Source organism: Streptomyces sp. NPDC058880, from assembly GCF_042742535.1.
Lineage (GTDB): Bacteria > Actinomycetota > Actinomycetes > Streptomycetales > Streptomycetaceae > Streptomyces.
The window spans coordinates 39,566-63,212 of the sequence record NZ_JBHYMC010000006.1 but is presented as its reverse complement, the minus strand read 5'-3'; the positions used below and the strand labels follow the sequence as shown (position 1 = coordinate 63,212).

Below are 23,647 nucleotides of genomic sequence, written 5' to 3'. Positions count from 1 at the left end.
TGCGGGCACGGGCCACCCGTTCAGGAGCGCCTCAGCTTGCTCTGCCGCTCGCGCGATGGCGGCGCGCGGGATGTCTCGGTTCCCTGAGCGTCAGGAAGAGCGCGAGGAGAAGGGGCACGGTCGTCATCACAACGAACGTCATCGTCCGGTTGCTCCCCGCGCGCAGGGGGCTTTCCGCAAGGCCAGATCGCGGTCCAGGGCCAAGAGCCGGTGGACGGTCGCGGATGTGGCCGTGTGGGACAACGTGCGGCCGCGGCTGCACCAGCCGGAGAGGGCGCTGAGCAGCGCGGAGTCGCAGAAGGTGACGGCAGTGGTGTCGAGCTCGACATGCCGGTAGCCGTAGACGGCGGCCGCCGCCAGCGTGATCCGCAGGGGCGCGGCAGTGAAGTGGTCGACCTCACCCGTGAGCCGCACCCTCAGGACGTCGCCACCGGAAGTACAGCCGAGCTCTATGCCGGAGGTCTCCGTCTCGTCCGAGTCCGGCGGGGCAGCTATCGGGGAACTGATCAGGATGCTCACGCACCCACAACACCACCGGCCGGGCCCTGGGAAACGATGAAAACGCCCGCTTCACCCGGCCGGTGAGCAAGACGTGCGCACACGAGGGACCGCCCTCCCCGGCGCGTCACAAACCCGAGGCTGCGGTGTCGCCCCTCCCACCGGTGGGTGAAGCCGCTCCGCGGCCGCGTCACCCGGCATTTCGGTCAGGGCGCGCCAGTGTGCCCGTGCAGTGGCGCGCCGGCGGGTGGCGCTCCGCCCGGGCGGCTCAGGCCTGGCGGGCCGCGTCCCAGGAGTGCCACAGGGCGGCATAGGCACCGCCGGCCGCCAGCAGTTCGTCGTGGCTGCCGAGCTCGACGATGCGTCCGCCGTCCATGACCGCGATGCGGTCCGCGTCGCGTACCGTGTCCAGGCGGTGCACGATCGAGATGACCGTACGGCCCTCGATGAGCGCGGCGAGCGAGCGTTCCACCCGGCGCGACGCCGTGGAATCCAGCAGGGCGGTGGCCTCGTCGAGGACCAGCGCGCAGGGGTCGGACAACAGCAGCCGGGCGAGGGCAAGTTGCTGAGCCTGCGAGGGGGACACCAGGGCCGCGCCCGGCCCGATCTCGCTGTTCAGGCCGTCGGGCAGGGAGCGCACCCAGTCCGCGAGGAGGACGGTCTCCAGCGCCTTCCACAGCCGCGCGTCCACCGCACTCGGCCCGGTGCCGTGCTCGGCGCCGCCCTCGGTACCGTGCTCGGCGCCGTCGGCCAGCAGCAGGTTGTCCTTCACCGTCCCGGTGAACACGTGCTGTTCCTGGGTGACGAGCACGATCTCCCGCCTCAGCTGGCCCACCGGCAGGCTGGTGATGTCGGCGCCGCCGATCCGCACGGTCCCCCGGGTGGCGTGGTGTACGCCCGCGAGCAGCTTGCCGAGAGTGGACTTGCCCGCGCCGGAGGCACCGACGACCACCAGTCGTTCACCGGCGGCGATGTCGAGGTCGATGCCGGTGAGGACCTCGCGGCCCGGTCCGTACCCGAAGCGGACCTCTTCGAGGCTGATGGCATGGCCGTCGGTGGGGGCCGGCGGCTGCGGCACCTCGCGGGGCAACCGCTCGACGCCGAGGATCCGGCGCAGCGCGGCGTTGCCGATCTGGAGTTCGTCGGTCCAGGTGAGGAGGTCGTTCAGCGGCTCGCCGAGGGCCTGGACGTAGAGCACGACCGCGGTCAGCTCCGCCAGCCCGACCTCGCCCCGCTGGTAGGCGAGTCCGCCGATGAGCAGGGTGAGCGCCATCGGGACCATGGTGGCCAGGTCCAGGCTCGGGAACCAGATGGTCTGCAGCCACGTGGTGCGCTGCCGGGTGCGCACCACCCGGTCGACCGCCGTGCCGTGCCGCCGGAGCTGGCGCGGACCGAGCCCGAGGGCCTCGACGGTGGCGGCGCCGCGTGTGGTCTCGTGGGTGACGGCCAGCACGTCGGCCTCCTGCGCGAGGAGGAGCTCGTACGCGCGGGTGGCGCGCGGCCGGTACCACCCCGTGGAGAGGACGGCGAAGGGTACGCCGGCCAGCAGACCGAGGGCGAGCAGCGGTGAGGTCAGCAGGATCGCCGCGAAGGTGAAGAGCAGGGTGACGGCGGCCAGCGCGATGCGCGGGACGGCCTGCCGGATGCTCTCGTTCAGGCGGTCGGCGTCGGTGGTGGCGCGGCTGAGCAGATCGCCGGTGCCGACCGCCTCCACCTCGGACAGCGGAAGCCCGAGCACTCGGCGGACGAAGTTCTCACGGGTGCGGGCGAGGACGCGTTCGCCGAGCAGCGTGGCCCGGGTGCGGGCGGCGCGGGCGAGGAGGGCATGGCCGACCAGGATGGCGACGAAGGCGAGGGCGAGCATGTCGACGCGGCCGGTGGTGGTGCCGTCCTTGACCGACTCGACCAGGTGTCCCAGCAGTCGGGGGCCGATCAGACTCGCCACCAGAGCCGCGGCGAACAGCAGGAAGGTCGCGGCCAGTCGGCAGCCCTCGCCGCGGAGGAAGACGCGGGTCCAGGCGCGGACCTCGGCCCGGCCGGCGAGCGGGAGCCTGCCGCCGCCGGACGGTGCGGCGGCGGGGTCCGGGGCGGCTTCCAGGCGGGTGGGGGTGGTGGTCATGAGGGCACTCCTGCCGGGCGGTCGGTGCCGCCGGGGGCGGACTCCGCGTCGAGGCGGACCACGTGGTCGGCGGCGGCTCGCCACAGTGGGCTGTCGGTGAGGACCACGGTGGTCCGACCCGAGCGCAGGGCGGCGACCCGGTCGACGATGCGGGCCTCGGTGTGGGCGTCGACCGAGGCGGTGGGGTCCTCCAGAATCAGCAGGTCGGGTGCCGCGAACAGGGCGCGGGCGAGGATCAACCGCTGGCGTTGGCCGCCCGACAGGGCGCGGCCTCCCTCGTCCAGCCAGGCCTCCGGACCGCCGGGCAGGGCAGCGACGACGTCGGCGGCGTCGGCGGCGAACAGGGCCCGGTCCAGGGCCTCCCGCGAGCGGGCGGACCCGGCGGTCAGTTCCTCCCGTACGGTGCCGCTGAAGAGGACGTCGGCCGGACCGGAGCGCAGCAGCCTGGCCGACAGCTCCTCGGGATCCGCCCGGTCCAGGGCTACCCCGCCGAGCCGGACGGCCGAGGGGCCGCCGCGGGCTCCGGGGCGGCTGAGGCGGTCGGCGAGCTCGCCCGTACGGTCGGCGGGAGCGGTGACCACGGTGAGGCGGCCGGCGGCGGCGGTCAAGCCGGTGTCCGCATCGGCCAGTGCGAGGGCCCCGGGCGGCAGGGCAACGGGATGGGCGGGGCGGACGGTCTCGGGGGCCAGCCGCAGCAGGTTGCAGACCCGGCCGGCCGCGACCTTGGCGAGGCTGAGGGTCTCGGCGGCTTCGGTGGCCGTGCTGACCGGCAGGGTGAGGAAGGCGGAGGCGCCGTAGAACGCGACGAGTTCACCGGCGGTGATAGTGCCGCTTAGGGCGAGACGGGCGCCGAGCCAGACGATGCCGACGGTGACCAGTCCCGGCAGGAGGACTCCGGCCGCCTGGAGCCAGGCCTCCATCCGGCCGGCCGACTCACCGGCCCGGCGCACCTGCTGGCTGGTGCGCCGGAAGCGCTCGGCGAAGCCGGCCTCTCCGCCGATGCCGCGCAGGATGCGCAGCCCGGCCACGATGTCGCCGGCCTGGGAGGTGGCGATGCCCATCTGCTCGCGCTGGGCTTCGTCGCGTTCCTGGAGGGGCCTCAGCAGGGGGCCGATCCCAAGGACGGCGGCGGGGACACCGATGAGCACGGCCAGCCCGAGGACCGGCGAGGTGAGGGTGAGGGCGACGGCCACCACCACGGCGGCGACCACCGCCCCGACGGTGCGGCCGACGACCTCGAAGGCGTTGCCGATGCTCTCCACGTCGGCCGTGGCGGAGGCGGCCACGTCCCCTGAGCGGGCCTTGCCGCGCAGGGTGGCGCCGAGCCGCACGACCTGCCGCATCAGCACCCGGTGCGTGACCGACAGGGCGTGGGCCTCGGCGCCGACGGCGGCCTGGATGAGGCCGGCGCCGGCGAGGGCCTGGAGGAGGCCGAGGCCGAGGGCGAGCAGCGACCACAGGTAGAGCCCGGTCTGACCGGTGTTGCGCCCGGCTTCGTCGATGGCCCGCCCGAGGACCAGCGGGATCAGCGCCAGGGGGACCATCCAGAGGGCGCCGAGCACAGCGGCGAGGACCAGCGGCCGGGGGCGGATCCGTGCCAGCCACCACAGGTAGGCCCAGGGGCCGCCGGCCTGCGCCTCGGGGACGGCGGCAGGGGCGACCGAGGCGTCGAAGAGTCGGTTGGTCACAGATACCGGTCCCTCGTGCCCGCACGGTCGACCTTCCCGGTACGCGTGTGCACCAGCTCGGGCACGGCGACGATCCGATCGGGCACGAGGGGGCCGGGGACGGCGGCCCGCAGCTGCTCGCGCAGGGCCGCGGCGTCGTCGTCGGCGCGCTGTCCGCCGGCCACCGGGTCCGGTTCCCGCGGCACGCCCCGTACGCCGACTGCCCCGGGACCCCCGGTCACCCCCGTCCGGTCGGTCGTCCCGGTCGCTTCGGGCGCGAGGACCACGAAGGCGACCAGGACCGTGTGCTCGCCCTTGGCGTGCGCCACGGCGGCGACGGCCGTGACGCCGGGAAGCCGCCCCACGGCTCCTTCGACGTCCAGCAGGTCCACGCGATGCCCGCGGATTTTGACCTGGTGGTCGATGCGTCCGTGGAAGACGAGCGAACCCTCGGCGTCCTCGGTGACGAGGTCTCCGGTGCGGTACCACCGGTCGGTGCCGCTGCCGGGGTCGGTTTCGACGAACCGGGCGGCGGTGCGCTCGGGGTCGTCGACGTACCCGGTGGCCAGTTGGGGTCCGGCCACGAGGAGTTCGCCGGGCCCGTGCGGCACGTCGGGCCTGGACACCACGGCCTGCCGGACGGAAGGCAGCGGTCGACCGATCGGTACACCGTCCGGGAATGCCGCGGCCGCACCCGGGCCGGCGAGCACGGCGCTATGGGTGACCAGCGCGGTTTCGGTGGACCCGTAGGTGTTGAGCAGGACGACGTGGTCGGCGCCGAGCCGCCGCCAGCGCTCCAGCATGTCCGGCCGGACGGCCTCGCCGCCGATCACGACGGTCTCGACGGAGCCGGGCAGGGCGCGGCCGGTGTCGAGCAGATGGCCGGTGTAGAGGTGCCAGTAGTCGACGGGCAGGTTGACGAGGGTGACCTCGTGGTCGGTCAGGACCCGGTCGAGGTCGGCCTCACTGTCCTCGTCGAGGATGACGAGCCCGCCGGCCAGCAGGGTCGGCAGGATCTCCTCCAGGCTGGTGTCGCCGTCCGCCCGGTGGAAGTTGAGCGCCACCGTGCCGGGGCCGACCCCGTACTGCCGGCCCAGGTGCGGCAGGACCGCGTGGAGGGCGCCGTGCGGGACGACGGCCGCCTTGGGGGCGCCGGTGGAGCCGGAGGTGAACAGGACGTAGGCCGGGTCCTGCGGCCGGACCGACTCGCCGGCCTCGGGCAGGGGCGCTTTGGAGCGGCCCCAGTTGGGCCGCAGGACGCGGTCGACGGCGGGCAGCCGGCCGGACTCGGCGGTGGCGACCAGCTCCCGACAGCCGAGTGCGCGCAGGGCTGCCTCGGTGTGCTCGACCGGCTCGTCGGCGAGGGGGACGTAGCCCCGGCCGGCGGCCAGGACGCCGAGGACCGCCGCGATGTCGCGGACGCTGTGGTGCGTCTGGACGGCCACCACCGGTCGGCCGGCCGCCGGGCCGCGGGCGGCCACGAGGTCCGCGACCGCCCCTGCCCAGCGGGCCAGCTGGCCGTATCCGACGGTCACGCCGTTGTCGACGACGGCGGGCCGGTCCGGGTCCGAGCGGGCGATGGCGAAGAAGGGGTCCAGCATGCTGGGCAAGGTCATGGCAGGTGTCTTCCGGTCCGTCCGTGCGGCGGTCAGCGGGTGGGGGCCTCGGCGTCCGGCGCGCCGGGGGCGGCCAGGGCGTCCACGAGGGTGACGAGGGCATGGCGGTGGCGGGCGGCGAGCGCGCGTACGGTCGCCTCCTCGTGCAGGGCCGTGGAGTACCACCATTCGACGCGCAGGGCCCCGTCCTCCGTGGTGGCGATGACCTCAACGGCATGGGGGCGGGTCCAGTGCGGGGCGGTGATGTCTCCGACCGGTTCCGGGGCCACGTCCGGCAGGAGGGTGCCCAGGGGCAGCGTGTCGGCGTCGTCGCCCTCGAAGTCGTAGGAGACGTCGCTGGGCGGTGCGGCACGCAGCACGGCGGCGATCCGCGGCCGGCCGTGCCGGGCGAGCGCGCCGTGGCCCACGCCGCCGCCGGGGAGGGCGGCGAGGTGGCTCACGGTCGTGGCCAGGCGTTCGGCCGGGGTGGCGGCGGCCAGATCCAGGCGGACGGGGACGGTGGTGGTGAACCAGCCGGTGGTGCGGGCCAGATGGGTGTCCCCGACGGTCTCCTCACGGCCGTGGCGCAGCACGTCCACGCGGACCGCGGGTTCGCCGAGCCGTTCGGCCAGGATCTCGCCCAGGGCGTGCAGGACGAGGTCGCCGGCGTGGGCGCGGTGGGCGCGGGCCGCCGTCCGCAGGCGTGCGGTGAGCTCGGCGGGGAACTCCTCGCGGTGGATGGCCGCGGTGGCGGCGGTGTTCACGGCCCGCGGGTCGGCCACGGGGTGGTCCGGGGGCAGGGTGGCGGGGGTGCGGGCCACCTCGGTCCACCACTGCGCCTGCTCCTCCGCCTCGGGGGTGCGGGCGTGGGCAGCGAGGGCCCGCGCCCACTCCGGGTAGGCGGTGCCCTCGGTGGGCCACACGTCGTGGCGGCCCTGTTCGAGAGCGGTGTACACCTCCTCCAGGTCGGCGAGCAGGACGGACCAGGACACCATGTCGATCGCGATCTGGTGGATGACGATCAGCAACCGGCCGGCCCGGGCGGGTCCCGCGTCGAAGCGGACGAATCGGGCCACGCGGCCCCGGCCCGGGTCCAGGGAGCGCTGTTCGACGGCGCAGCGCAGGGCGACTGCGGCCGAGAGGTCGGCGTCGGCCAGCTCGGAGACGTCGACGGTGTCGAGCGCTGCTCCGAGGGCGGCGCCGGGCGGACCGTCGGTGTCCAGAGCGGCGGTCTGCTGCCGGGGGCGACGGGCCGGGCGGTCCTCGACGGCCAGCCGGAGCGAGGCGTGGCCGGCGACGAGCCGGCGGACGGCCTCGGCGAACAGGCCGGGGTCGATCCCCGGTTTGGTGGTGAAGAGCAGGGCCTGGTTCCACTGGCCGCGCTCGCCGGTCTGCTCCTCCCACGCCTGCTCCTGGGAGGGGGTGAGGACGACGGGCCCGTGGGCGGCGCCGGGCGGGGCGGCCTCGGCCCCGCCGCGCAGGGCGGCCCGCCCGGCGACGAGCGCGGCGAGCCCGGCGGTGGTCAGCCCGGGGGCGAACATCTCGCGCAGCTGTACCCGTACGCCGAAGGACGCCTCGATGCGGCGGGCGGTGCGGATCAGGTCGAGGGAGTCCACGCCGAGGTCGATCAGTGGGCCGGTGGGGTCGGCACCGGGGTCGAGTACGGCTTCAGCGAGCCAGCCCGCGAGCAGGGCGCGGATCTCCTCCTCGGGCGGACCTCCGGGGGCGGTGGCCCCGGCCCGGGCGTCGGGGTCCGTGACCTCGGGGTCCGGGGCGCCGGGGGCGCCCTGCTGCCGTACCGGGGCGGTCACGCGCTGGCCTCCCCCGGGAATCCGGCGGGACGGCGTATCAGGAACGGGCCGAGGGCGAGGGCGTCCAGCGGCAGCCGGTGGAAGGTGGCGAGGGCGTCGCGGGGGCTGCACACGACCGGCTCGTCACGGCCGTTGAAGGAGGTGTTCATGATGACCGGGGTCCCGGTGTGCCCGCCGACCGCGCCGATGAGGCGGTGGTAGAGCGGGTCGACCGCGGCCGAGACGGTCTGCGGGCGGGTGGTGCGGTCGCTGTGGACGACGGCGGGCATGGCCGCGGCGCCGGCCTCGGTGACGGGTGTGGTGACGATCATGTAGGGCAGGGGGGTGGCGGTGCCGATCAGGGCCTCGGCGGCCTCCTCCTGCATGCTCGGCGCGAACGGCCGCCAGGCCTCGCGGTCCTTGATGCGTACGTTGACCCGGTCGCGGGTGGACTCCGGGTCGGGTACGGCGACCAGGCTGCGGTGTCCCAGGGCGCGCGGGCCGCCCTCGGCACGGCCCTGGAACCAGCCCGAGACCCCGCCCGCGGCCAGTACGTCGGCGGTGGCGGCGGCGATGTCGGCGGGCTCGGTGTAGGAGGTTCCGGAGGCGTCCAGGATCCGGCGGATCTCGTCGGGGGACCACTGCGGGCCCCAGGCGACCGAGCCGTCCATGGGCCGGATGCGGTCGCCCTCCTGGGCGGCGACCCAGACCGCGGCGCCGAGCGACACGCCCTGATCGCCGGCGAGGGGCTGCACGAAGAGGTCGTGGACCTCGGGCATCCGCATGATCTTGCCGTTGAGGGTGGCGTTGAAGCCGACGCCACCGGCGATCAGCAGCGTGGTCTCGCCGGTCTCCCGGAGCAGGCCGCGGACCAGACCCATGACGGCGCGCTCCAGCGCGGCCTGGGCGGTGGCGGCGATGTCGCGGTACTCGAAGGGGTCCCGGTCGGTGACCCTGGCGTAGCGGCCGGTGCGGGGGTCGAAGCGGCGCACCCGGCGGTTGGGGGTCTCGGGGAGGGTCTTCTCCAGGTGCTCCATCCAGTACCGGATGGTGGCGGTCTCCTCGTCCGTGGTGCCCGTGGAGCGCAGGTCGGGAGGGACGACGCCGATGGTGAAGTCCTCGTCGGTGAAGCCGAAGGCGCCGCCGAAGCCCAGGTCGCCGGGGGTGCCGTAGGAGGCCAAGCCCATCATCTTGCCCGCGGCGTCGGCGCCGAGGCCGGCGTACTCGCAGACGGCGGCGTAGAAGTAGCCCAGCGACCAGCCCGGGGTGTGCGCGCGCAGTGTCTTGATCTCGCCGTCGATGCCGACGGCGAGGGTGGTGCTCTCGTTCTCTCCCTGGCCGTCCAGGACGAGGATCGCGCCGCGGTCCCGGCCGGAGAGGTGGTAGGCGCTGGCGGCGTGCGCGATGTGGTGGTTGACGAAGGTCAGCCGCGGGTCGCGGGTCCGCGGGAAGAGCGCCTTGGGCAGGAGGTGTTCGAGGGCGGCCGCTTCGCTGTCGAACCAGTCAAGCCCGCGATCCGCGAACAGGGTCGGCAGGTCCCAGCCGTGGGCGACCACGTCGATGTCGTCCAGGGTGAGACCGCCCTCCGCGAGGCAGTGGGCGGCCGCGTGGAGGGGCGCTTCACCGTAGGCGTGCTTGTTGCGGGTGAAGCGTTCCTCCTCGGCGAGGGCGATGACCTCGCCGTCCACGACGAGGCAGGCGGCACCGTCGTGGCTGGCGCCGGGCCAGCCGTTGACTCCGAGCACACGCATGATCAGTCCCCAAGGGTCGGTCGGCATCCGCCGGATCCGCCTCGGGCCCGTGGGGCGCTCGGCGTCCGGTCACGCCAACGGATCTTGTCGGTCCGACGGGTTGTACACGACCTGGGAGTTTGTGCGGAGATCCGCGGCGAAGATCGCGGACGCCGCCTTCAGCACCGCGTTGGCGTGCCGCAGTTGCTCGACCTCGCGGCGCAGCCGCCGCAGTTCGGCCCGCTCGTCGGCGGTCAGCGCGCTCTGGGCGGGGCGGCGCGCGGCGGCGACGGGCGGGGCGACGGCGCGGGCCGCGGCGCCCGGCTCGGTCCGTCGGGCCGCGGCGGCGGAAGCGCCCGCTCCGGGGCGGCGGCCGGCCGTCGGCCGGGTGGGGGGCAGGCCGTTCCCCGGCTGGCCCCGGACGGGGACATCGCGTCCTTCCAGGACCGCGCTGAGGCGGTACCAGCGGCGGGTCCACGCTTCCGGATCGCCCTCGCAGGCGGCCACGTAGGCGAGCGTCACCTTCAGGGAGGGCTTGTGCAGTCCGCGGGCCGCCTCGGCGAGGGTGGCCACGGAGTAGTGGGCTCGTTGCGCCATGATCCGGTAGGAGGGGTTCCCGGCCTGCTTGCGCAGAGCGCGCAAGGTGTGGGCGAACTCCTCCAGCGGTCCGGCTGTGGGGTCTAACAACCGCTCTGGCCTGGGCATGCCTCTCCCCTGAATGTTCGACGGTGCCGGGTGAAGCGCCGGCTCTCCCGTGCCGTACAACCTGGTCAACGGCGTACGGATCCGACACGAGAACCGGTCCGACGCGCCGGGCGCGGCGGGAAACCATCACACCGGATCTCTCGGACATTGGTACATGCCACTGACATATCCATCAATCTGCAATCGACGCTTCCGGCCACGCGGAGGGCGGTTCGTCCGAATGAGACTCCTCGGATCGAGACCGCCGTATCGTCCGTTCGCAAGCGTTTCCCGGACGTTCCCCTTCCCGCCCCGGAACGCCGCGCCGCGCGGGTGCCCGCCCGTTCGTTGCCCGCACAACCATCCGCCTTCGGCGGTCTTTTGTACAGGGGCACTCGGCCCGAGTGCCCCGTACAACCGCCCCTCGTGTACAACGCCGGGGCTCTGCAAGATCGGTTGCTGTCAGGCGATACGGCCGAAACCGACGGGAATGGGTGGCGGGTGGTGGACACAGCACGCGGCCAGACGGAACCGGCAGCACTCCAGGACGTCTACGAGTACCGGAGCAGTCGGCTCGTGGAACCGGACTGGCGGCGCTTCCCCGGATGGCGCGAGGTCACCGAGGCGGAGTGGGCGGACCCGCAGTGGCAGCGCGCCCACTGCGTCAAGGACGCGAAGGGACTGCGCGCGGTCGTCGGCGACCTGCTCGACGAGACGTTCTACGAGGACTGGGAACGGGACAGGCTGCACCGCGCCACCATGTCGGTGCTGCTACCGCCGCAGATGGTCAACACCATCGCCCCGGAGGCCGCGGCGGCCCGCCCGGGTGAGCTGACCAAGGCCTTCTACGACGACCCGGTACGCCGCTACATGCTGCCGGTGTTCTCCGACCGGCACCCGCAGTGGCCCTCGCACCCGATGGCCAGCCGGGACTCGCTGCACGAGCAGGACATGTGGGTGGTGGAGGGACTGACCCACCGCTACCCCACCAAGGTGCTGGCCGAGTTGCTCTCGACCTGCCCGCAGTACTGCGGACACTGCACCCGCATGGACCTGGTGGGCAACTCCACCCCCCAGGTCACCAAGAACAGGCTCCAACTCAAGCCCGTCGACCGGGCCGAGCGGATCCTGGAGCACCTGCGCTCCTCCCCCGGCATCCGGGACGTGGTGGTGTCCGGCGGCGACCTGGCCAACATGCCCTGGCCGCGGCTGGAGCGCTTCGTGGACGGACTGTTGGACATCGAGTCGGTCCGCGACATCCGCCTCGCCAGCAAGGGGCTGATCGGACTGCCCCAGCACTGGAACTCCGCGCCCGTGCTCCAGGGCGTCGAACGCATCGCCCGCAAGGCCCGCTCGCGCGGCGTGCGCGTCGCGCTGCACACCCACGCCAACGCCGCGCAGCAAGTGACGCCCGCAGTGGCCCGGGCCTCCTGGGCCCTCCTGGGCGCCGGTCTGCACGACGTACGCAACCAGGGCGTACTGATGCGCGGGATCAACGACAACGCGCACGACCTGCTCGACCTCTGCTTCGCGCTCATCGACCACGCAGGCATCACTCCCTACTACTTCTACATGTGCGACATGATCCCGAACGCCGAGCACTGGCGGGTACCGCTGCACCGCGCCCAGCTGATCCAACATCAGATCCTGGGCTACCTGCCGGGGTTCTCCACCCCGCGGATCGTCTGCGACGTACCGATGGCCGGCAAGCGGTGGGTGGACCAGGCCGACTCGTACGACCGCGAGCTCGGGGTGTCGCACTGGAGCAAGAGCTACCTCACCCCGCTGGAAGCGGCGGACCCGGACGCCCACAGCGGCTCCTACCACTACTACGACCCCATCGACACGCTCCCGCTCTCCGGGCAGCGCTGGTGGCGGGAAGCCCGTCAGGGGTAGAGAAGGGACAGTTGCACAGCATGAGCAGTCTCCGTCCACGGCGTGAAGACCCTCCGGTGCTGGAGGAGTGGTACCGCCGGCACCTCGGCCCGGACATCCACGACATCAGCTCCAGCGGCGTCCACCCGTACACCTTCGCCGAGATACGCGACCTGTGCCGCATCCCGGCCGCCGACCTCGACGACATCGTCATGGACGACAGCGTCTCGCAGGGCGGCGCCGGCATCCGCCAGGCCATCGCCGACCGCTATGCCGGCGGCGACGCCGACCGGGTCCTCGTCACGCACGGGTCCAGCGAGGCCATCGCGCTGACGCTGAGCGCCCTGCTGCACCCGGGCGACCGGGTCGTCGTCCAGCAGGGCATCTATCACTCCCTGGGCCACTACCCGCGGGCGGGCGGCTGCGACGTCCTCGAACTGCCGGCGCGGGCCGTGCGCGACGGCGAGATCGACCCGGAAGTGCTGGACGACCTGGTCACCCCCGGCACCTCCGCGGTGATCGTCAACTTCCCGCACAACCCCAGCGGCGTCACGCTGTCCCCGCAGGGCCTCAAGGCGCTGACGGAGCGCACCGCGGCCACCGGCGCCGTGCTCGTGTGGGACGCCGCCACCGCCGAGATCGCCCACCGCTGGGAGGTGCTGGCGGACCCCGGTGCGGAGGGCGGCGACACGGTGTCCTACGGCACCTTCTCCAAGACCTTCGGCCTGCCCGGTCTGCGGGTGGGCTGGGCCGTCGCGCCGAAGGAGCTGATCACCGCCACCTTCCCGCTGCGCGACCGGACCACGCTCTTCCTCTCCCCCTTGGTCGAGCTGGTCGCCGAGCGTGCCATGCGGCACGCCGACGAGCTCATCGGCCGCCGGGCGGCCGAGGCCCGGCGCAACCTCGCGCACCTGACGGAGTGGATGGCCGGGCACGAGGAACTGGTCCGCTGGACCCCGCCGGAGGGCGGCGTGTGCGCCCTGCCCGTCTTCCGGGAGCTGGAGGAGACCGAGGCCGGACCGGAGGCGGTGGAACGGTTCTGTCTGGAACTGCTGGCCCGCCACCGCACCCTGCTGGTACCCGGCACCGCCTTCGGCGCGCCGCACGGCGCCCGGCTCGGCTTCGGCGGCCCGGAGGAGGGCTTCCGGGCCGGTCTCGCAGGGCTGTCGGAATTCCTGCTGGCGCGGAGGGCCGGACGGTGAACGCCGTGACCGAGCCCGACGTGCTCGACCTGTGGGAGCACTCGGTCCGCGAACACGCTGACGGGCCCGCCCTCGTGACCCCGCACCGGGTACTGACCTACCGGGGCGCGGACCGGCTCACCGACGCCTGGGCCGGCTTCCTCGCGGAGCGCGGCGCGGGCCCGGGAGAGCTGGTGGGCCTGGCCTTCGGCGACCCCGCCCGTACGGTGCTCGGCATGCTGGCCGCGCTCAAGGCGGGCGCCGGATTCACCGTCCTGGACGACCGGCTGCCACCCGCCGCCCGCACGGCACTGGTCGCCCGCACCGCCGCCGCGGTGTGGCTGGGCGACGGGGCGCACGCGCCCGAAGGGGCCCACGTACCGCACGGCCCCGCCGATGACGCGGCCACAGAGCCCGAGCGCCCGGTGCGCCGGGCCGGCGGATCCGACGTGGCGTACGTACTGTTCACCTCCGGCTCCACCGGCCGGCCCAAGGGCACGGTGGTCGAGCGGGACGCGCTGCGCCGCTTCGCCGCGGCGGTCGCGAGCCGGCTGGAACTGACCGCGCACGACCGCTGGCTCCAGGTGGCCTCGCTGGGCTTCGACGTGCTGATCGAGGAGGTGTTCCCCGCGTTCGCCGCGGGCGCGGCCGTGGTGTGCCGCGAGGACACCCGGGCGCTGGACGCCGAGGAGCTGCACATCGCGCTGGCCCGGACTCGGATCACCGTGGTCGAACTGTCCACCCAGTACTGGCTGGAGTACGCCCGCTGGCTGGACGGGAACGGCGCGGCCACACCGAAGACGCTGCGCACCGTGGTGGTGGGCGGCGAGCGGATGGACCCGGCCCCCTACCGGCGCTGGCAGGCACGCCAGCCCGCCGCCCTCGCCCACGTCTACGGGCTGACCGAATGCACCGTCAGCTCCACCTTCTACACCGGTCTGCTGCCCTCCGACGCCGAGGAGGTGCCGCTCGGCACCGCCCTGCAGGACGTGGAGATCAGCATTCGGCAGAACGGCCGCCCGGTCCCGGACGGCGGGACCGGGGAGATCCACATCGGTGGTCCGCTGCTGGCCCGCGGCTTCCTCGACGACGAGGAGGCCACCGCCATCCGGTTCGTGCCCGACCCGTACGCCGCCCGACCCGGCGCCCGCTTGTACCGCACGGGGGACCTGGGCCGGATCGGCCCGGACGGGCAACTGGTCTTCCTCGGCCGGGTCGACGACCAGGTCAAGATCCGCGGTCACCGGCTGGAGCCGGCCCGTGTGGAGCGCGCCCTGTGCGAGGGCGGCTGCGTCGGCCAGGCCGTGGTCTTCCCCGACCCGGAGACCGGCACCGTCCTGTGGGCGTTCACCGTGCCGGCCGACCCGGCGGCGGCGCCGCTGCCCGGCGAGGCCGTCCGGCTCACGGGCGCCGACCGGGACGCCCTCGTGGCCCCGCTGGAGGCACAGCTGCCCGACTGGGCGGTGCCGCGGGTGCTGTACCGGGTGTCCGTCCTGCCGAAGAACCCGCACGGCAAGGTCGACAAGCGGCGGTTGGCCACGTGGGCAGCCGCGGCTTCCGCCACCTCCGGCACGCCGGCGGCAGCGTCGACCGCGGAAGCCCCGGGGATCGCGCAGGAGCCGCTGAACGGGGTGCTGGCCCTCTTCCGCGAGGTCCTGGACGCCCCCGGTCTCGGCCCCGACGACAACTTCTTCGACCACGGCGGGCAGTCCCTGCTCGCCCTGCGCCTGCTCGCGCGCCTGCGCGAGTCCCAGCCCGCCGCCGCCGGGCTGAGGGCGAGCGCGCTCTTCACGGCCCCGACGCCCCGGCTCCTCGCCGACGCGCTCGCCGGCCGCGCGGTCGCCCACCCCTGACCAACACCTGTCCGGCGGGAGGGCATCTCTCCCCGTCCCGCGCAGCCGTACCACCCGAGGGCCCGCGGCCCGGCTCCGGCCGCCCGCGAGCAGCAACCATCCCCCGACCACTCAGCGAGAGTTGGCATGTCGAACCTCACCGACCAGTCCACACCCGGCTACACCCTGACCGCCGACGAGGCATCCTCCATCGCGGAACTCGGCCTCGAACTGGCGTCGTCCTACCCGTCCTTCGGCGACTCCGTGCTGCTGCGCGACCTACCGCGGCTCGCGGCCCGGCTGCCCGAAGGCGTGCAGCACTTCCTGCGCGACTTCAAGCTGGCCGACCGCCACGGCCACGCCGTGATCCGCGGTCACGATTTCGACCAGCTGCGCATCGGCCCCACCCCCGACCACTGGCGGGGCCGCGGACGGCCCGGTCCGGAGTTCCCCGAAGAGCTGCTGCTGATGCTGTACTCGGCGCTGCTCGGCGAGCCCTTCGGCTGGGCCACACAGCAGGACGGGCACCTCGTGCACGACATCTTCCCGATCCGCCAGCACGAGAACGACCAGCTCGGCATGGGCAGCAAGGAGCTGCTGACCTGGCACACCGAGGACGCCTTCCACCCCTACCGCAGCGACTACCTGATCCTCGGCGCGCTGCGCAACCCCGACCACGTGCCCACCACGGTCGGTGAGCTGGACCTGTCCTCCCTGTCGGCCGAGGACATCGACATCCTCTTCGAGCCGCGGTTCTACATCGCGCCCGACGAGTCGCACCTGCCGAAGAACAACACGATCGCCTCCGAGGAGGAGGCGGCCCGGTTCACCACCATTCAGCGCATGATCGACGAGCGGCCGCTCGGCCCGCTGCTCTACGGCTCTCGGCTGGACCCGTACATGCGCCTCGACCCGTACTTCACCTCCGTACCCGAGGACGACACCGAGGCCCGGCGGGCGTACGACGCACTGTTCAAGGTGGTCGACGCCGGGATGCGGGAAGTGGTCGCGGACCAGGGCGACGTGCTCTTCATCGACAACCACCGGGCCGTGCACGGCCGGCTGCCGTTCCAGGCCCGCTACGACGGCACCGACCGCTGGCTGAAGCGGGTCTGCGTGACGACGGACCTGCGCCGCTCCCGCGAGATGCGGGCCACGGCCGCCACCCGGCTCCTGGGCTGACGCGCCGGTGGCCCTCACGCTCACCGACCTGTCCCGCGATCCGTGGCTGCTGCCCGAGGTCGACGCCCTGATCGCCAGCAACATGCCCGCGTTCATGAGCTGGGAGTCCCCCGGCAATTGGCGCTGGCACGGCATGTACGACCGCTACGCCGCGCACCAGCTGTGCCTGGTGGACGATGGCGGGCGCCTGGTCGCGGCCGCCAACGGCCTACCGGTCCACTGGGACGGCACGCCCTCGTCGCTGCCGTCCGGCAGCGACGAGGTCCTGGTGCGGGGGGTGGACCGGGCCCCGCCGGACCGCCCGGACGCCGTGTGCATGCTGTCGGTCTCCGTGGACCCCGCGCACCGGGCGGCCGGCCACGCCGAACGGCTGCTCACCGAGGTCCGGCGGCGAGCCGCCCGGCACGCCCCGCGCGGGGTGATCATCCCGGTCAGGCCCACCCGCAAGCCGCTCTACCCGCTGATCCCGATCGACGAGTACGCGGCCTGGCGGCGGCCCGACGGGCGCTGCTTCGACCCCTGGCTGCGCACCCACCTGGAGTTGGGAGCCCGCCAACTCGGCATCGCAGGAGCCTCCCTGGTGATCCGTCAGCCTATTTCCCGCTGGGCGGAGTTCCTCGGGCACCCGCTGCCCGGACCGGGCGAGCACCCCTTGCCCGGAGCCCTCGTACCGCTGCGGGTCGCCGCGGACGGGCACGGCACCTACACGGAACCGAACGTGTGGGTGCACCACCCCGCCGGGCCCGGCACGCCGTGACCGGCTCCGGGCCGCGCGCCCGGCCGCCCCACCCCACCCCCGAATTCCGACGAACCCTGGAGAGAACCATGCCTCCCGTACGCCTCGCCATCGTCGGGTGCGGCGCCGCCGCCCGCGGCTGCCACCTGCCCGCCCTGCCCGCGCTCAAGGGCGACGTACAGCTGACCGCGCTCATCGACCGCGACCCGCGCCAGGCCGAGGACGCCCTCGCCCTGTACCGGGAGCTCGGCGGCACCGACGCCGACCGGGTGGTGCTCGCGACCGACCCGGCCGGAGCCGCCGACGCCTTCGACGCGGCGGTCGTCGTGGCGCCGCACACGCTGCACGCGCCGATCGTCCAGGCGCTGCTGGCGGCCGGCAAGCACGTCCTGCTGGAGAAGCCGATGACCACCTCGGTGGAGGACGCGAAGGCGCTGGCCGCCACCGCAGCGGCCGAGGGCGCCCCGGTGCTCGCCATGGCCCACCCGCGTCGGCTGTTCCCGGCGTACGCCTGGGTCAAGCGGCTCATCGACGGAGGCGAGCTCGGCGACGTGGTGCGGGTCGACTGGTCGGAGGGCCACCCCTACGCCCACGAGCCGGTCTCCTGGTCGATGTTCGACCGGCGCCTCGCGGGCGGCGGCGTGCTCACCGACACCGCCTCGCACGTCTTCGACACCCTGCTGTGGTGGCTCGGTCCCGAGGTGGACGTGGTCCGCTACGAGGACAACTCCCTCGGCGGGGTGGAGACCGACTCCTCCGCCCACCTGCGCTTCGGCACTGCCGACGTGCACTGCGCGTTCAGCCGCCTGCGTGACCTCGGCATCAGCTGCAAGGTCACCGGCACCCGGGCGACCGTGACCATCGGCACCGACTTCCCGGCCGGCGAGTGCACGCTGATCACCGCGGACGGGGTGGAGCTGCACCGGGGCGACGTGGACGCCGTCGCCCCCGCGCAGGGCGAGTGGGAGCTGCTCTTCACCGAACAGCTGGGCAACTTCGCCGCCGCGGTGCGCGGCACCGCCGCCGCCCACTCCACGCCGCAGGACGGCGTCCGCGTCGTCGAGCTGATCCAGGAGTGCTACGGCAGCCCCGGCCACCAGCGGGCCGCGCAGCCGTGGACCGTACGGGACGGCGCGGCCCCGGCGGGGCCCGTCCTGGCCGGCCGCACCGTGGCGGTGACCGGCGCGAGCGGGTTCATCGGGGGCCGGATCGTCGAACGGCTGATCCTCGGCACCGAGGCCCGGGTCCGGCCGGTGGTGCGCGGCTTCGGCCGGGCCGCTCGGCTGTCCGTCCTGCCGCAGGACAGGCTGGAGTTCCGCCAGGGCGACCTGCTGGACCCCGAGACGCTGCGCGCGGCCTTCGAGGGCTGCGACACCGTCGTGCACTGCGCCTTCGGCAGCGCCGGTGACGAGGCCGGCCGCTGGGCCGCCTCCGTGGAGGGCACCGCACACGTCCTGGCCGCGGCTCGCGCCGCCGGCGTCCGCCGCGTGGTGCACCTGAGCACCGTCGACGTCTACGACCCGGCCGTCACCGGCGCCCTCACCGAGGACTCGCCCGCCCGACCGGCCGACCCCGCCGACCGCGAGTACGAGCAGCAGAAGCTGGCCGCCGAGCAGCTGGTCCTGGAGGCACACGGCGACGGCCTGGAGACGGTCGTCCTCCAGCCGGGCGTGGTGTACGGCCCCTGGGGCGGCCAGTGGACCACCGCCCAGCTCCGGCGTCCGGCGGGCGACTTCGCGCAGCTTCCGGCGGGCCCCGACGGCGGCGTGTGCAACGCCGTGTACGTGGACGACCTGGCCGACGCGGTGCTCCTGGCCGCGGACACCGGGGCCGCCGCGGGCGAGCGGTTCCTCGTGGGCCACCCCGAGGAACTGCATTGGGGCACCTTCTTCGACGGGATCCGTGCGCTGCGCGGCCCGCTGGACACCGCGGGCGGGGCTGCCGGGGAGCCGGTCGCCGACTGGGAGTTGGAGCTGTACCGGGCGACGGCCCGCGCCGGCTACGACAAGGCCCGCCGGATCCTGGGCCACACGGCGCGCGTGCCGTTCGCCGAGGGTGCCGCGCTGACCGGGCAGTGGGCCCGCTGGGCCGGGGAAGCGCCGGAGGCCGGCGCATGAGCGGCATCACCGACGTCCTGGTGGTGGCGCCGCACCCCGACGACGACGTCATCGGCTGCGGCGGCTCCATCGCCAAGCACGTGCGCGACGGGGCCCGGGTGACGGTGGTCATCGTCATCGGCCGCGAGCGCAGCGCCCTCGACGACGCGGTCAGCGACGCCGAGTTCGCCGCCGAGACCGAGAACGCCGCGAAGGCCCTGGGGGTGCACCGCTGCGTGCGCTTCGAGGAGCCCTCGCGGGACTTCGTCCTCTCTCGCCGGGTGCACATGGACCTGGTCCGGGTCATGCGCGAGGTGCGGCCCCAGGTGGTGTACCTGCCGCACGACAACGACGACGACGTCGAGCACCGCATGGTGCACCAGCTGACCACCGAGGCGCTGTGGATGGCGCAGTCGGACTTCTTCCAGGAGACGGGCGGCAGGGCGATGCCGGCCCCCCGGCTGGTGCTCGGCTACGAGGTGTGGGCGCCGATGGCGCGCTTCCAGTACGCCGAGGACATCGACGGGCAGATCGAGACCAAGGTCGAGGCGATGCGAGCGTACGTCTCCCAGCTGCGGCACGCCGCGTGGGACGAGGGCATCCGCGGTCTGGCCCGCTACCGGGGCGCGGTCTCGGCCGGTTCCGGGCACGCAGAGGTGTTCCAGGTGCTGAGCCTGGGCGCCCCGCCCGCCGGGCCGGTGTCCGGTGGCGGCCATGACTGACCGGCTCCTGGTCTGCGGGCTCGGCACGGGCATGGACCGCTCCCTGACCGAGCTGCGCTCGCCCCGGCGGGAGCTCGTGGTGGTCACCGGCCACCCGACCGACCGGGTGCGGGCGGCCGCCGACGTGCTGCTCGTGTGCGACCCGAACGACGCGGTGGCGGTCCTCACGGAGCTGTCGGCGGCCGGGATCGACCGGATCGACGGGGTGTTCTCGCTGGGCGCGGACAACCCTCCGGTGATCAGCACCCTCGCCCGACGCTTCGGCTGCCCGGGGCTGCCGCTGGAGACGGCCTTGGACTGCACGCTCAAGGACCGGAGGCTGCGGATCCTGCGCGCCGCCGGACTGGACCTGCCCCGGTTCGCCACCGCCGAAAGCGTCGGCGAGGCGGAGCGGGCGGTCGCGGACATCGGCCTGCCGGCGGTGCTCAAGCCCAGCGACCAGACCGGATCGCTGGGCGTGTTGAAGGTGGAGACCGCCGGGCAGGTGCGGGGGCTGGCGGAAGAGGCGCTGCGGCTCAGCCCCGGCGGGCGGATCGTGGTGGAGGAGTTCCTGGAAGGAACGGAGCACACCCTCGCGGCCTTCATGGTCGACGGGGAGCTGCACCGCTTCGGTTTCGCCGACCGGGAGTACGGGCGCAAGGAGGAGTTCGCCCCGCACTTCTTCGAGGGCGGCGACACCCTTCCCAGCCGGCTGACCGCCGAGCAGATCGAGGAGGTCACGGACGTGGTGCGGCGCGGGGCACGCGCCCTCCGCCTGGACCCGGCGGTGATCAACACCGACATCCTGCGCACGCACGACGGCCGCGTGATCCTTCTGGAGATCACCTGCCGCCTGACCGGTGCCCGGATCGCCACCGAGGTGATGCGGCTGGCCACCGGAGTGGACCCGCTGCCCAATCTCGTCCGGCTGGCCCTGGGCCAGCCCCTGGAACCGGGCGAGCTGACGCCCCGACACAGCCACGCCGCGGTACAGCGTTTCGTCCCGGCGGACGGCGGCGTGGTCGAGTGGGTCGGCGACCCGCGGGACGTCGCCCGCCGGTCCGGGGTGCACGACGTCTTCTGGGGCCTCGAACTGAAGCCCGGCACCGTGGTGCCGCCCTACCGCGGCGGCGCCGACGTACTGGCCGGGGTCATCGCCCACGCGGCGCACGCCGGGGAGGCCGAGGCCGTCGCCGAGCGCGCCCTGCGGGCCTTGCCCCTGCGCTTTAAGGCCGGCTCTCCATGACGGGGCCCGAGGAGCGGGCCCGCCATACGCACACGAGTTCGACGAGGGAGAACTGAGATGACCACCGAACCGGTGGACGAGGCGGCGGTCGAGAAGGGCATCGCCCGGACCAGCGTGATCATCGCCCTGCGTGACGACCTGCGGATCGCCGACTGCATCGCCTCGATCGACGAGGACGTCGAGATCGTCCTGGCGCTCAACGGCCCGAGCAACGCCGTCCTGAAACTGATCGCCGAGCACCCCCGCCCGCTGACCGTGACCGAGATCGAGGACGTCGGCAACCTCGGCGCCGCCTACAACGCGGGGGCCGCCGCCACCGACCGGCAGTACCTGCTGCTGATGGACTCCGACTGCGTCTTCGCCCCGGGGGTGGTCCGCGCCATGGTCCGCGCGGTGCTCACCGACCCGGTGGTCAAGGGGCAGGTGGTGTACGGGGAGTCGGACGGGACACTGAGCAGACTCACCGCCCGTGTCAGGGAGTTCGACGAGGGCGACTACATCAGCGCGCTGTCCCCGCCGCTGATCTACAACCGCGACATCGTCGAGCACATAGGCGGCTACCACTTCGACGAGCTGATCCACTGGTGTGAGGACCGCGAGTTCGACTTCCGGCTCCAGCTGGCGGGCATCCCCGTGGTCTACCTTCCTCAGGCGCGGATCTTCCACGACGCGCAGCACGGCTTCGGCAACATGCGCAGCTACTTCCGCTACGGCGTCGGCGAGGGCATCGCCCAGGAGACCGGCGTGTTCACCACGCCGGCAGTGCCGGTGGTGTGGCGACTGTTCGAGGCGTCGCGGACGCTGGTGCACTGCGCCCGCAACAAGGGTGTGGGTGCGGCGGCCTACTACGCGCTGCTGAAGGCGGCCTTCCACACGGGCACCGTCCACCACCTGCTCAACGACCCGTACCAGGTGCGCGACCGCTACCCCGCCTCGGCGAAACGGGCGCGCATGGTGCGGTCGATCCCGCAGCACAGCACCAGGCTGAGCAGCGCCCAGCTGCGACGGCTGCGACGGGCCCACTGGGAGGCGGGCCGGCGGATCGAGAAGGTGGCCGACCTGTCGGTCTTCCACCCGGACGCCGCTGGCCCTGGCGGACCGTCAGTCGCCGGGCAGGCACGGCAGCAGCAGGCGTGAAGGGTGGTCGCCGCCGTGATGGACGGTGTGGTGGGCGAGGACCCGCGGGTGGACGTCGAAGCGTGGCGCGTTGCTCGCCGCGATCTCCAGACGGATCCGGTGGCCCGCGCGGAACACGTGACCGACCGGACCCAGCGCGACGGTGACCTCGGCCGGCTCGCCGGGGGCGGATGCAGCATCCGCCTCCGGCGCCAGCCTGCGCACGCTGTCACACAACAGCTCGGCCCGGCCGTCGGGGTGCACGTCGACGAGCTTGCCGGTCACGTCGGCCCCCGCCGCGTCCGGGGTCACATAGACCGTCAGGACGGTGTCGCCGATGACGGTCAGTGGCGCCGTGAGCCGTTCGCCCGTGAAGCACAGCACGTCGGCGCGCCCTTCTACTCCGCGCTGGTCCAACGGACCGCAGTCGCCGCCGGTGAACTGGCCAGGGAGCGCGGTGGCGCCGCCGGTGGTGGGCACCGGGTCGGCCGGATCGTGACGGATGCGGTCCGTTCCGGGGGCCTCCGGGGCGGGGCCGGGCGTCAAACCTCGGCCGCGGAGGTGCAGGACGAGGTCCCGGGTTCCGGGAACGGGCCAGTCGGGGAAGACGCGCCATGCATCGACGCCGGTGACGAACAGCCGCACCGGGTCGGCTGCCGGGACGTCGGGGCGCAGTCGCAGATGCCGATCGAAATGGTCCAGATGGAGACCGGTGACATCAATACTGCGTTCATCGGCCGCCAGTCCGTAACGGCGCTGCGGAAATATTCCGCCGGTGACGCAATGGGACCACGGCCCGACCACCAGCTGCGACGGAATTCCGCATTCACGAATTCCCCGGTAATTCTCCAGGGCTCCGGCGAGGAAAATGTCGTACCAGCCGGTGAGGTGGAGGACCGGGACGTCGACCGCCGCGTAGGACTCGCGCGGGGCGGCGCGCCGCCAGTACGGGTGGCCGCCCGGGTGCGCGCGCCACTGGCGGTAGTACGGGGCCAGCCGGTCCAGCAGGCCTGCGGCGGCGTCCGGGTCCCGGTAGAGCTCGTCGATCCGGTCGACGGCACGGGCCACCTCATCCAGATCGGCCCCGGTCAGCCCGGCCCCCTCCAGCAGCAGGTCGTAGAGCACCCAGTACAGGACGAAGCCCAGCTGGAAGGCGCCGCCCTGCCGGGTCCAGCCCTCGTCGAATCCCGATCCGGCCACGTGCGGGGCGATCGCGCCCAGGCCGGGCGGGCGTTCGGCCGCGGCGAGCAGTGCGGCCATCGCCTCGTACGAGCGGCCGAACAGGCCGGCCGAGCCGTCGCACCAGGGCTGCCCCACCGCCCAGGCAACGGTGTCCGCGCCGTCCGCCGCCTCGTGCCAGTACGGCTCGAAGGAGCCGTCGGAGCCGAACCGGCCGCGCACGTCCTGCACCAGCACGGCGTATCCGGAGCGGACCAGCCGCAGGCCGTCGACGGAGGCGCCGCCCGGGCTGCCCGATTTCCCGTAGGGCGTCCGGCGCACGAGCACCGGCACAGGTCCTTCGACGTCGGGACGGTAGAGATCGGCACTCAATAAAGTCCCGTCACGCATGGGCATTTTCAGATCGTGTTCCACAATGAT

Annotated in this window: 17 protein-coding genes; 9 read left to right on the top strand and 8 right to left on the bottom strand. The window is 73.6% G+C overall.

The window, feature by feature from the left end:
- Window positions 1–138 precede the first annotated feature (138 nt).
- From ACFW2G_RS05690 to ACFW2G_RS05660, 7 genes are all read right to left on the bottom strand, one after another.
- A complete protein-coding gene (locus tag ACFW2G_RS05690; RefSeq protein ID WP_384448448.1) occupies window positions 139–519 on the bottom strand; it encodes an STAS domain-containing protein in 381 nt (126 codons plus the stop codon).
- A 247-nt stretch (window positions 520–766) separates the two neighbouring features.
- Window positions 767–2,617 (bottom strand): ABC transporter ATP-binding protein, encoded by a 1,851-nt coding sequence (locus ACFW2G_RS05685; RefSeq protein ID WP_384581428.1) that lies wholly within the window; start codon window positions 2,615–2,617, stop codon window positions 767–769.
- A complete protein-coding gene (locus ACFW2G_RS05680; RefSeq protein ID WP_384581430.1) occupies window positions 2,614–4,305 on the bottom strand; it encodes an ABC transporter transmembrane domain-containing protein in 1,692 nt (563 codons plus the stop codon). Before ACFW2G_RS05680 ends, ACFW2G_RS05685 begins: the two co-directional genes overlap by 4 nt.
- Window positions 4,302–5,900: an AMP-binding protein gene (locus ACFW2G_RS05675; protein ID WP_384581432.1), complete on the bottom strand. Its 1,599-nt coding sequence runs from the start codon at window positions 5,898–5,900 to the stop codon at window positions 4,302–4,304. The genes ACFW2G_RS05680 and ACFW2G_RS05675 overlap by 4 nt, the downstream gene beginning before the upstream one ends.
- 32 nt (window positions 5,901–5,932) lie before the next feature.
- The gene (locus tag ACFW2G_RS05670; RefSeq protein WP_384581434.1) at window positions 5,933–7,690 is read right to left on the bottom strand and encodes a condensation domain-containing protein; all 1,758 of its coding nucleotides are present in this window, start codon (window positions 7,688–7,690) and stop codon (window positions 5,933–5,935) included.
- Window positions 7,687–9,420 carry a carbamoyltransferase gene (locus ACFW2G_RS05665; protein ID WP_384581436.1) on the bottom strand — a complete coding sequence of 578 codons (1,734 nt, stop codon included), beginning with the start codon at window positions 9,418–9,420 and terminating at the stop codon, window positions 7,687–7,689. Before ACFW2G_RS05665 ends, ACFW2G_RS05670 begins: the two co-directional genes overlap by 4 nt.
- A 69-nt stretch (window positions 9,421–9,489) precedes the next feature.
- Window positions 9,490–10,104: an XRE family transcriptional regulator gene (locus ACFW2G_RS05660; RefSeq protein WP_384581438.1), complete on the bottom strand. Its 615-nt coding sequence runs from the start codon at window positions 10,102–10,104 to the stop codon at window positions 9,490–9,492.
- A 483-nt stretch (window positions 10,105–10,587) separates the two neighbouring features.
- On the opposite strand from ACFW2G_RS05660, the gene ACFW2G_RS05655 reads away from it, so the two are divergent.
- The 9 genes from ACFW2G_RS05655 (at window position 10,588) to ACFW2G_RS05615 (ending at window position 22,069) form a co-directional block, all read left to right on the top strand.
- Window positions 10,588–11,979, top strand: coding sequence for a KamA family radical SAM protein (locus ACFW2G_RS05655; RefSeq protein ID WP_384445029.1), 1,392 nt, complete (start codon window positions 10,588–10,590; stop codon window positions 11,977–11,979).
- A gap of 20 nt (window positions 11,980–11,999) precedes the next feature.
- Complete coding sequence (gene vioD / locus ACFW2G_RS05650) at window positions 12,000–13,160, top strand: capreomycidine synthase (RefSeq protein WP_384581440.1); 1,161 nt, start codon at window positions 12,000–12,002, stop codon at window positions 13,158–13,160.
- Between the two features lie 5 nt (window positions 13,161–13,165).
- A complete protein-coding gene (locus tag ACFW2G_RS05645; protein ID WP_384581442.1) occupies window positions 13,166–14,992 on the top strand; it encodes an amino acid adenylation domain-containing protein in 1,827 nt (608 codons plus the stop codon).
- Window positions 14,993–15,118: 126 nt separating this feature from the next.
- Window positions 15,119–16,153 (top strand): arginine beta-hydroxylase, Fe(II)/alpha-ketoglutarate-dependent, encoded by a 1,035-nt coding sequence (vioC, locus tag ACFW2G_RS05640; protein WP_384445035.1) that lies wholly within the window; start codon window positions 15,119–15,121, stop codon window positions 16,151–16,153.
- A gap of 7 nt (window positions 16,154–16,160) precedes the next feature.
- A complete protein-coding gene (locus ACFW2G_RS05635; RefSeq protein WP_384581444.1) occupies window positions 16,161–16,910 on the top strand; it encodes a hypothetical protein in 750 nt (249 codons plus the stop codon).
- A gap of 68 nt (window positions 16,911–16,978) precedes the next feature.
- Window positions 16,979–19,006 (top strand): NAD-dependent epimerase/dehydratase family protein, encoded by a 2,028-nt coding sequence (locus ACFW2G_RS05630; RefSeq protein WP_384581446.1) that lies wholly within the window; start codon window positions 16,979–16,981, stop codon window positions 19,004–19,006.
- Entirely contained in the window at window positions 19,003–19,707 is a 705-nt protein-coding gene (locus tag ACFW2G_RS05625) for a PIG-L deacetylase family protein (protein ID WP_384445041.1), read from the top strand. Before ACFW2G_RS05630 ends, ACFW2G_RS05625 begins: the two co-directional genes overlap by 4 nt.
- A complete protein-coding gene (locus tag ACFW2G_RS05620; RefSeq protein ID WP_384581448.1) occupies window positions 19,700–20,932 on the top strand; it encodes an acetyl-CoA carboxylase biotin carboxylase subunit family protein in 1,233 nt (410 codons plus the stop codon). Before ACFW2G_RS05625 ends, ACFW2G_RS05620 begins: the two co-directional genes overlap by 8 nt.
- A gap of 57 nt (window positions 20,933–20,989) precedes the next feature.
- The gene (locus ACFW2G_RS05615; protein WP_037916665.1) at window positions 20,990–22,069 is read left to right on the top strand and encodes a glycosyltransferase family 2 protein; all 1,080 of its coding nucleotides are present in this window, start codon (window positions 20,990–20,992) and stop codon (window positions 22,067–22,069) included.
- On the opposite strand, the gene ACFW2G_RS05610 is transcribed toward ACFW2G_RS05615, so the two are convergent.
- Window positions 22,034–23,623, bottom strand: a complete 1,590-nt coding sequence (locus ACFW2G_RS05610; protein ID WP_384581450.1) for a CocE/NonD family hydrolase — start codon at window positions 23,621–23,623, stop codon at window positions 22,034–22,036. The genes ACFW2G_RS05615 and ACFW2G_RS05610 overlap by 36 nt on opposite strands.
- Window positions 23,624–23,647 lie beyond the last annotated feature (24 nt).

Bases quoted from the DNA above. Each gene is read 5' to 3' on its own strand.
- ACFW2G_RS05660 (WP_384581438.1), bottom strand. From the start codon at position 10,104: ATGCCCAGGCCAGAGCGGTTGTTAGACCCCACAGCCGGACCGCTGGAG.
- ACFW2G_RS05665 (WP_384581436.1), bottom strand. From the start codon at position 9,420: ATGCGTGTGCTCGGAGTCAACGGCTGGCCCGGCGCCAGCCACGACGGT.
- vioD (WP_384581440.1), top strand. From the start codon at position 12,000: ATGAGCAGTCTCCGTCCACGGCGTGAAGACCCTCCGGTGCTGGAGGAG.
- ACFW2G_RS05630 (WP_384581446.1), top strand. From the start codon at position 16,979: ATGCCTCCCGTACGCCTCGCCATCGTCGGGTGCGGCGCCGCCGCCCGC.
- ACFW2G_RS05625 (WP_384445041.1), top strand. From the start codon at position 19,003: ATGAGCGGCATCACCGACGTCCTGGTGGTGGCGCCGCACCCCGACGAC.
- ACFW2G_RS05685 (WP_384581428.1), bottom strand. From the start codon at position 2,617: ATGACCACCACCCCCACCCGCCTGGAAGCCGCCCCGGACCCCGCCGCC.
- ACFW2G_RS05615 (WP_037916665.1), top strand. From the start codon at position 20,990: ATGACCACCGAACCGGTGGACGAGGCGGCGGTCGAGAAGGGCATCGCC.
- vioC (WP_384445035.1), top strand. From the start codon at position 15,119: ATGTCGAACCTCACCGACCAGTCCACACCCGGCTACACCCTGACCGCC.
- ACFW2G_RS05620 (WP_384581448.1), top strand. From the start codon at position 19,700: ATGACTGACCGGCTCCTGGTCTGCGGGCTCGGCACGGGCATGGACCGC.
- ACFW2G_RS05675 (WP_384581432.1), bottom strand. From the start codon at position 5,900: ATGACCTTGCCCAGCATGCTGGACCCCTTCTTCGCCATCGCCCGCTCG.
- ACFW2G_RS05610 (WP_384581450.1), bottom strand. From the start codon at position 23,623: ATGCCCATGCGTGACGGGACTTTATTGAGTGCCGATCTCTACCGTCCC.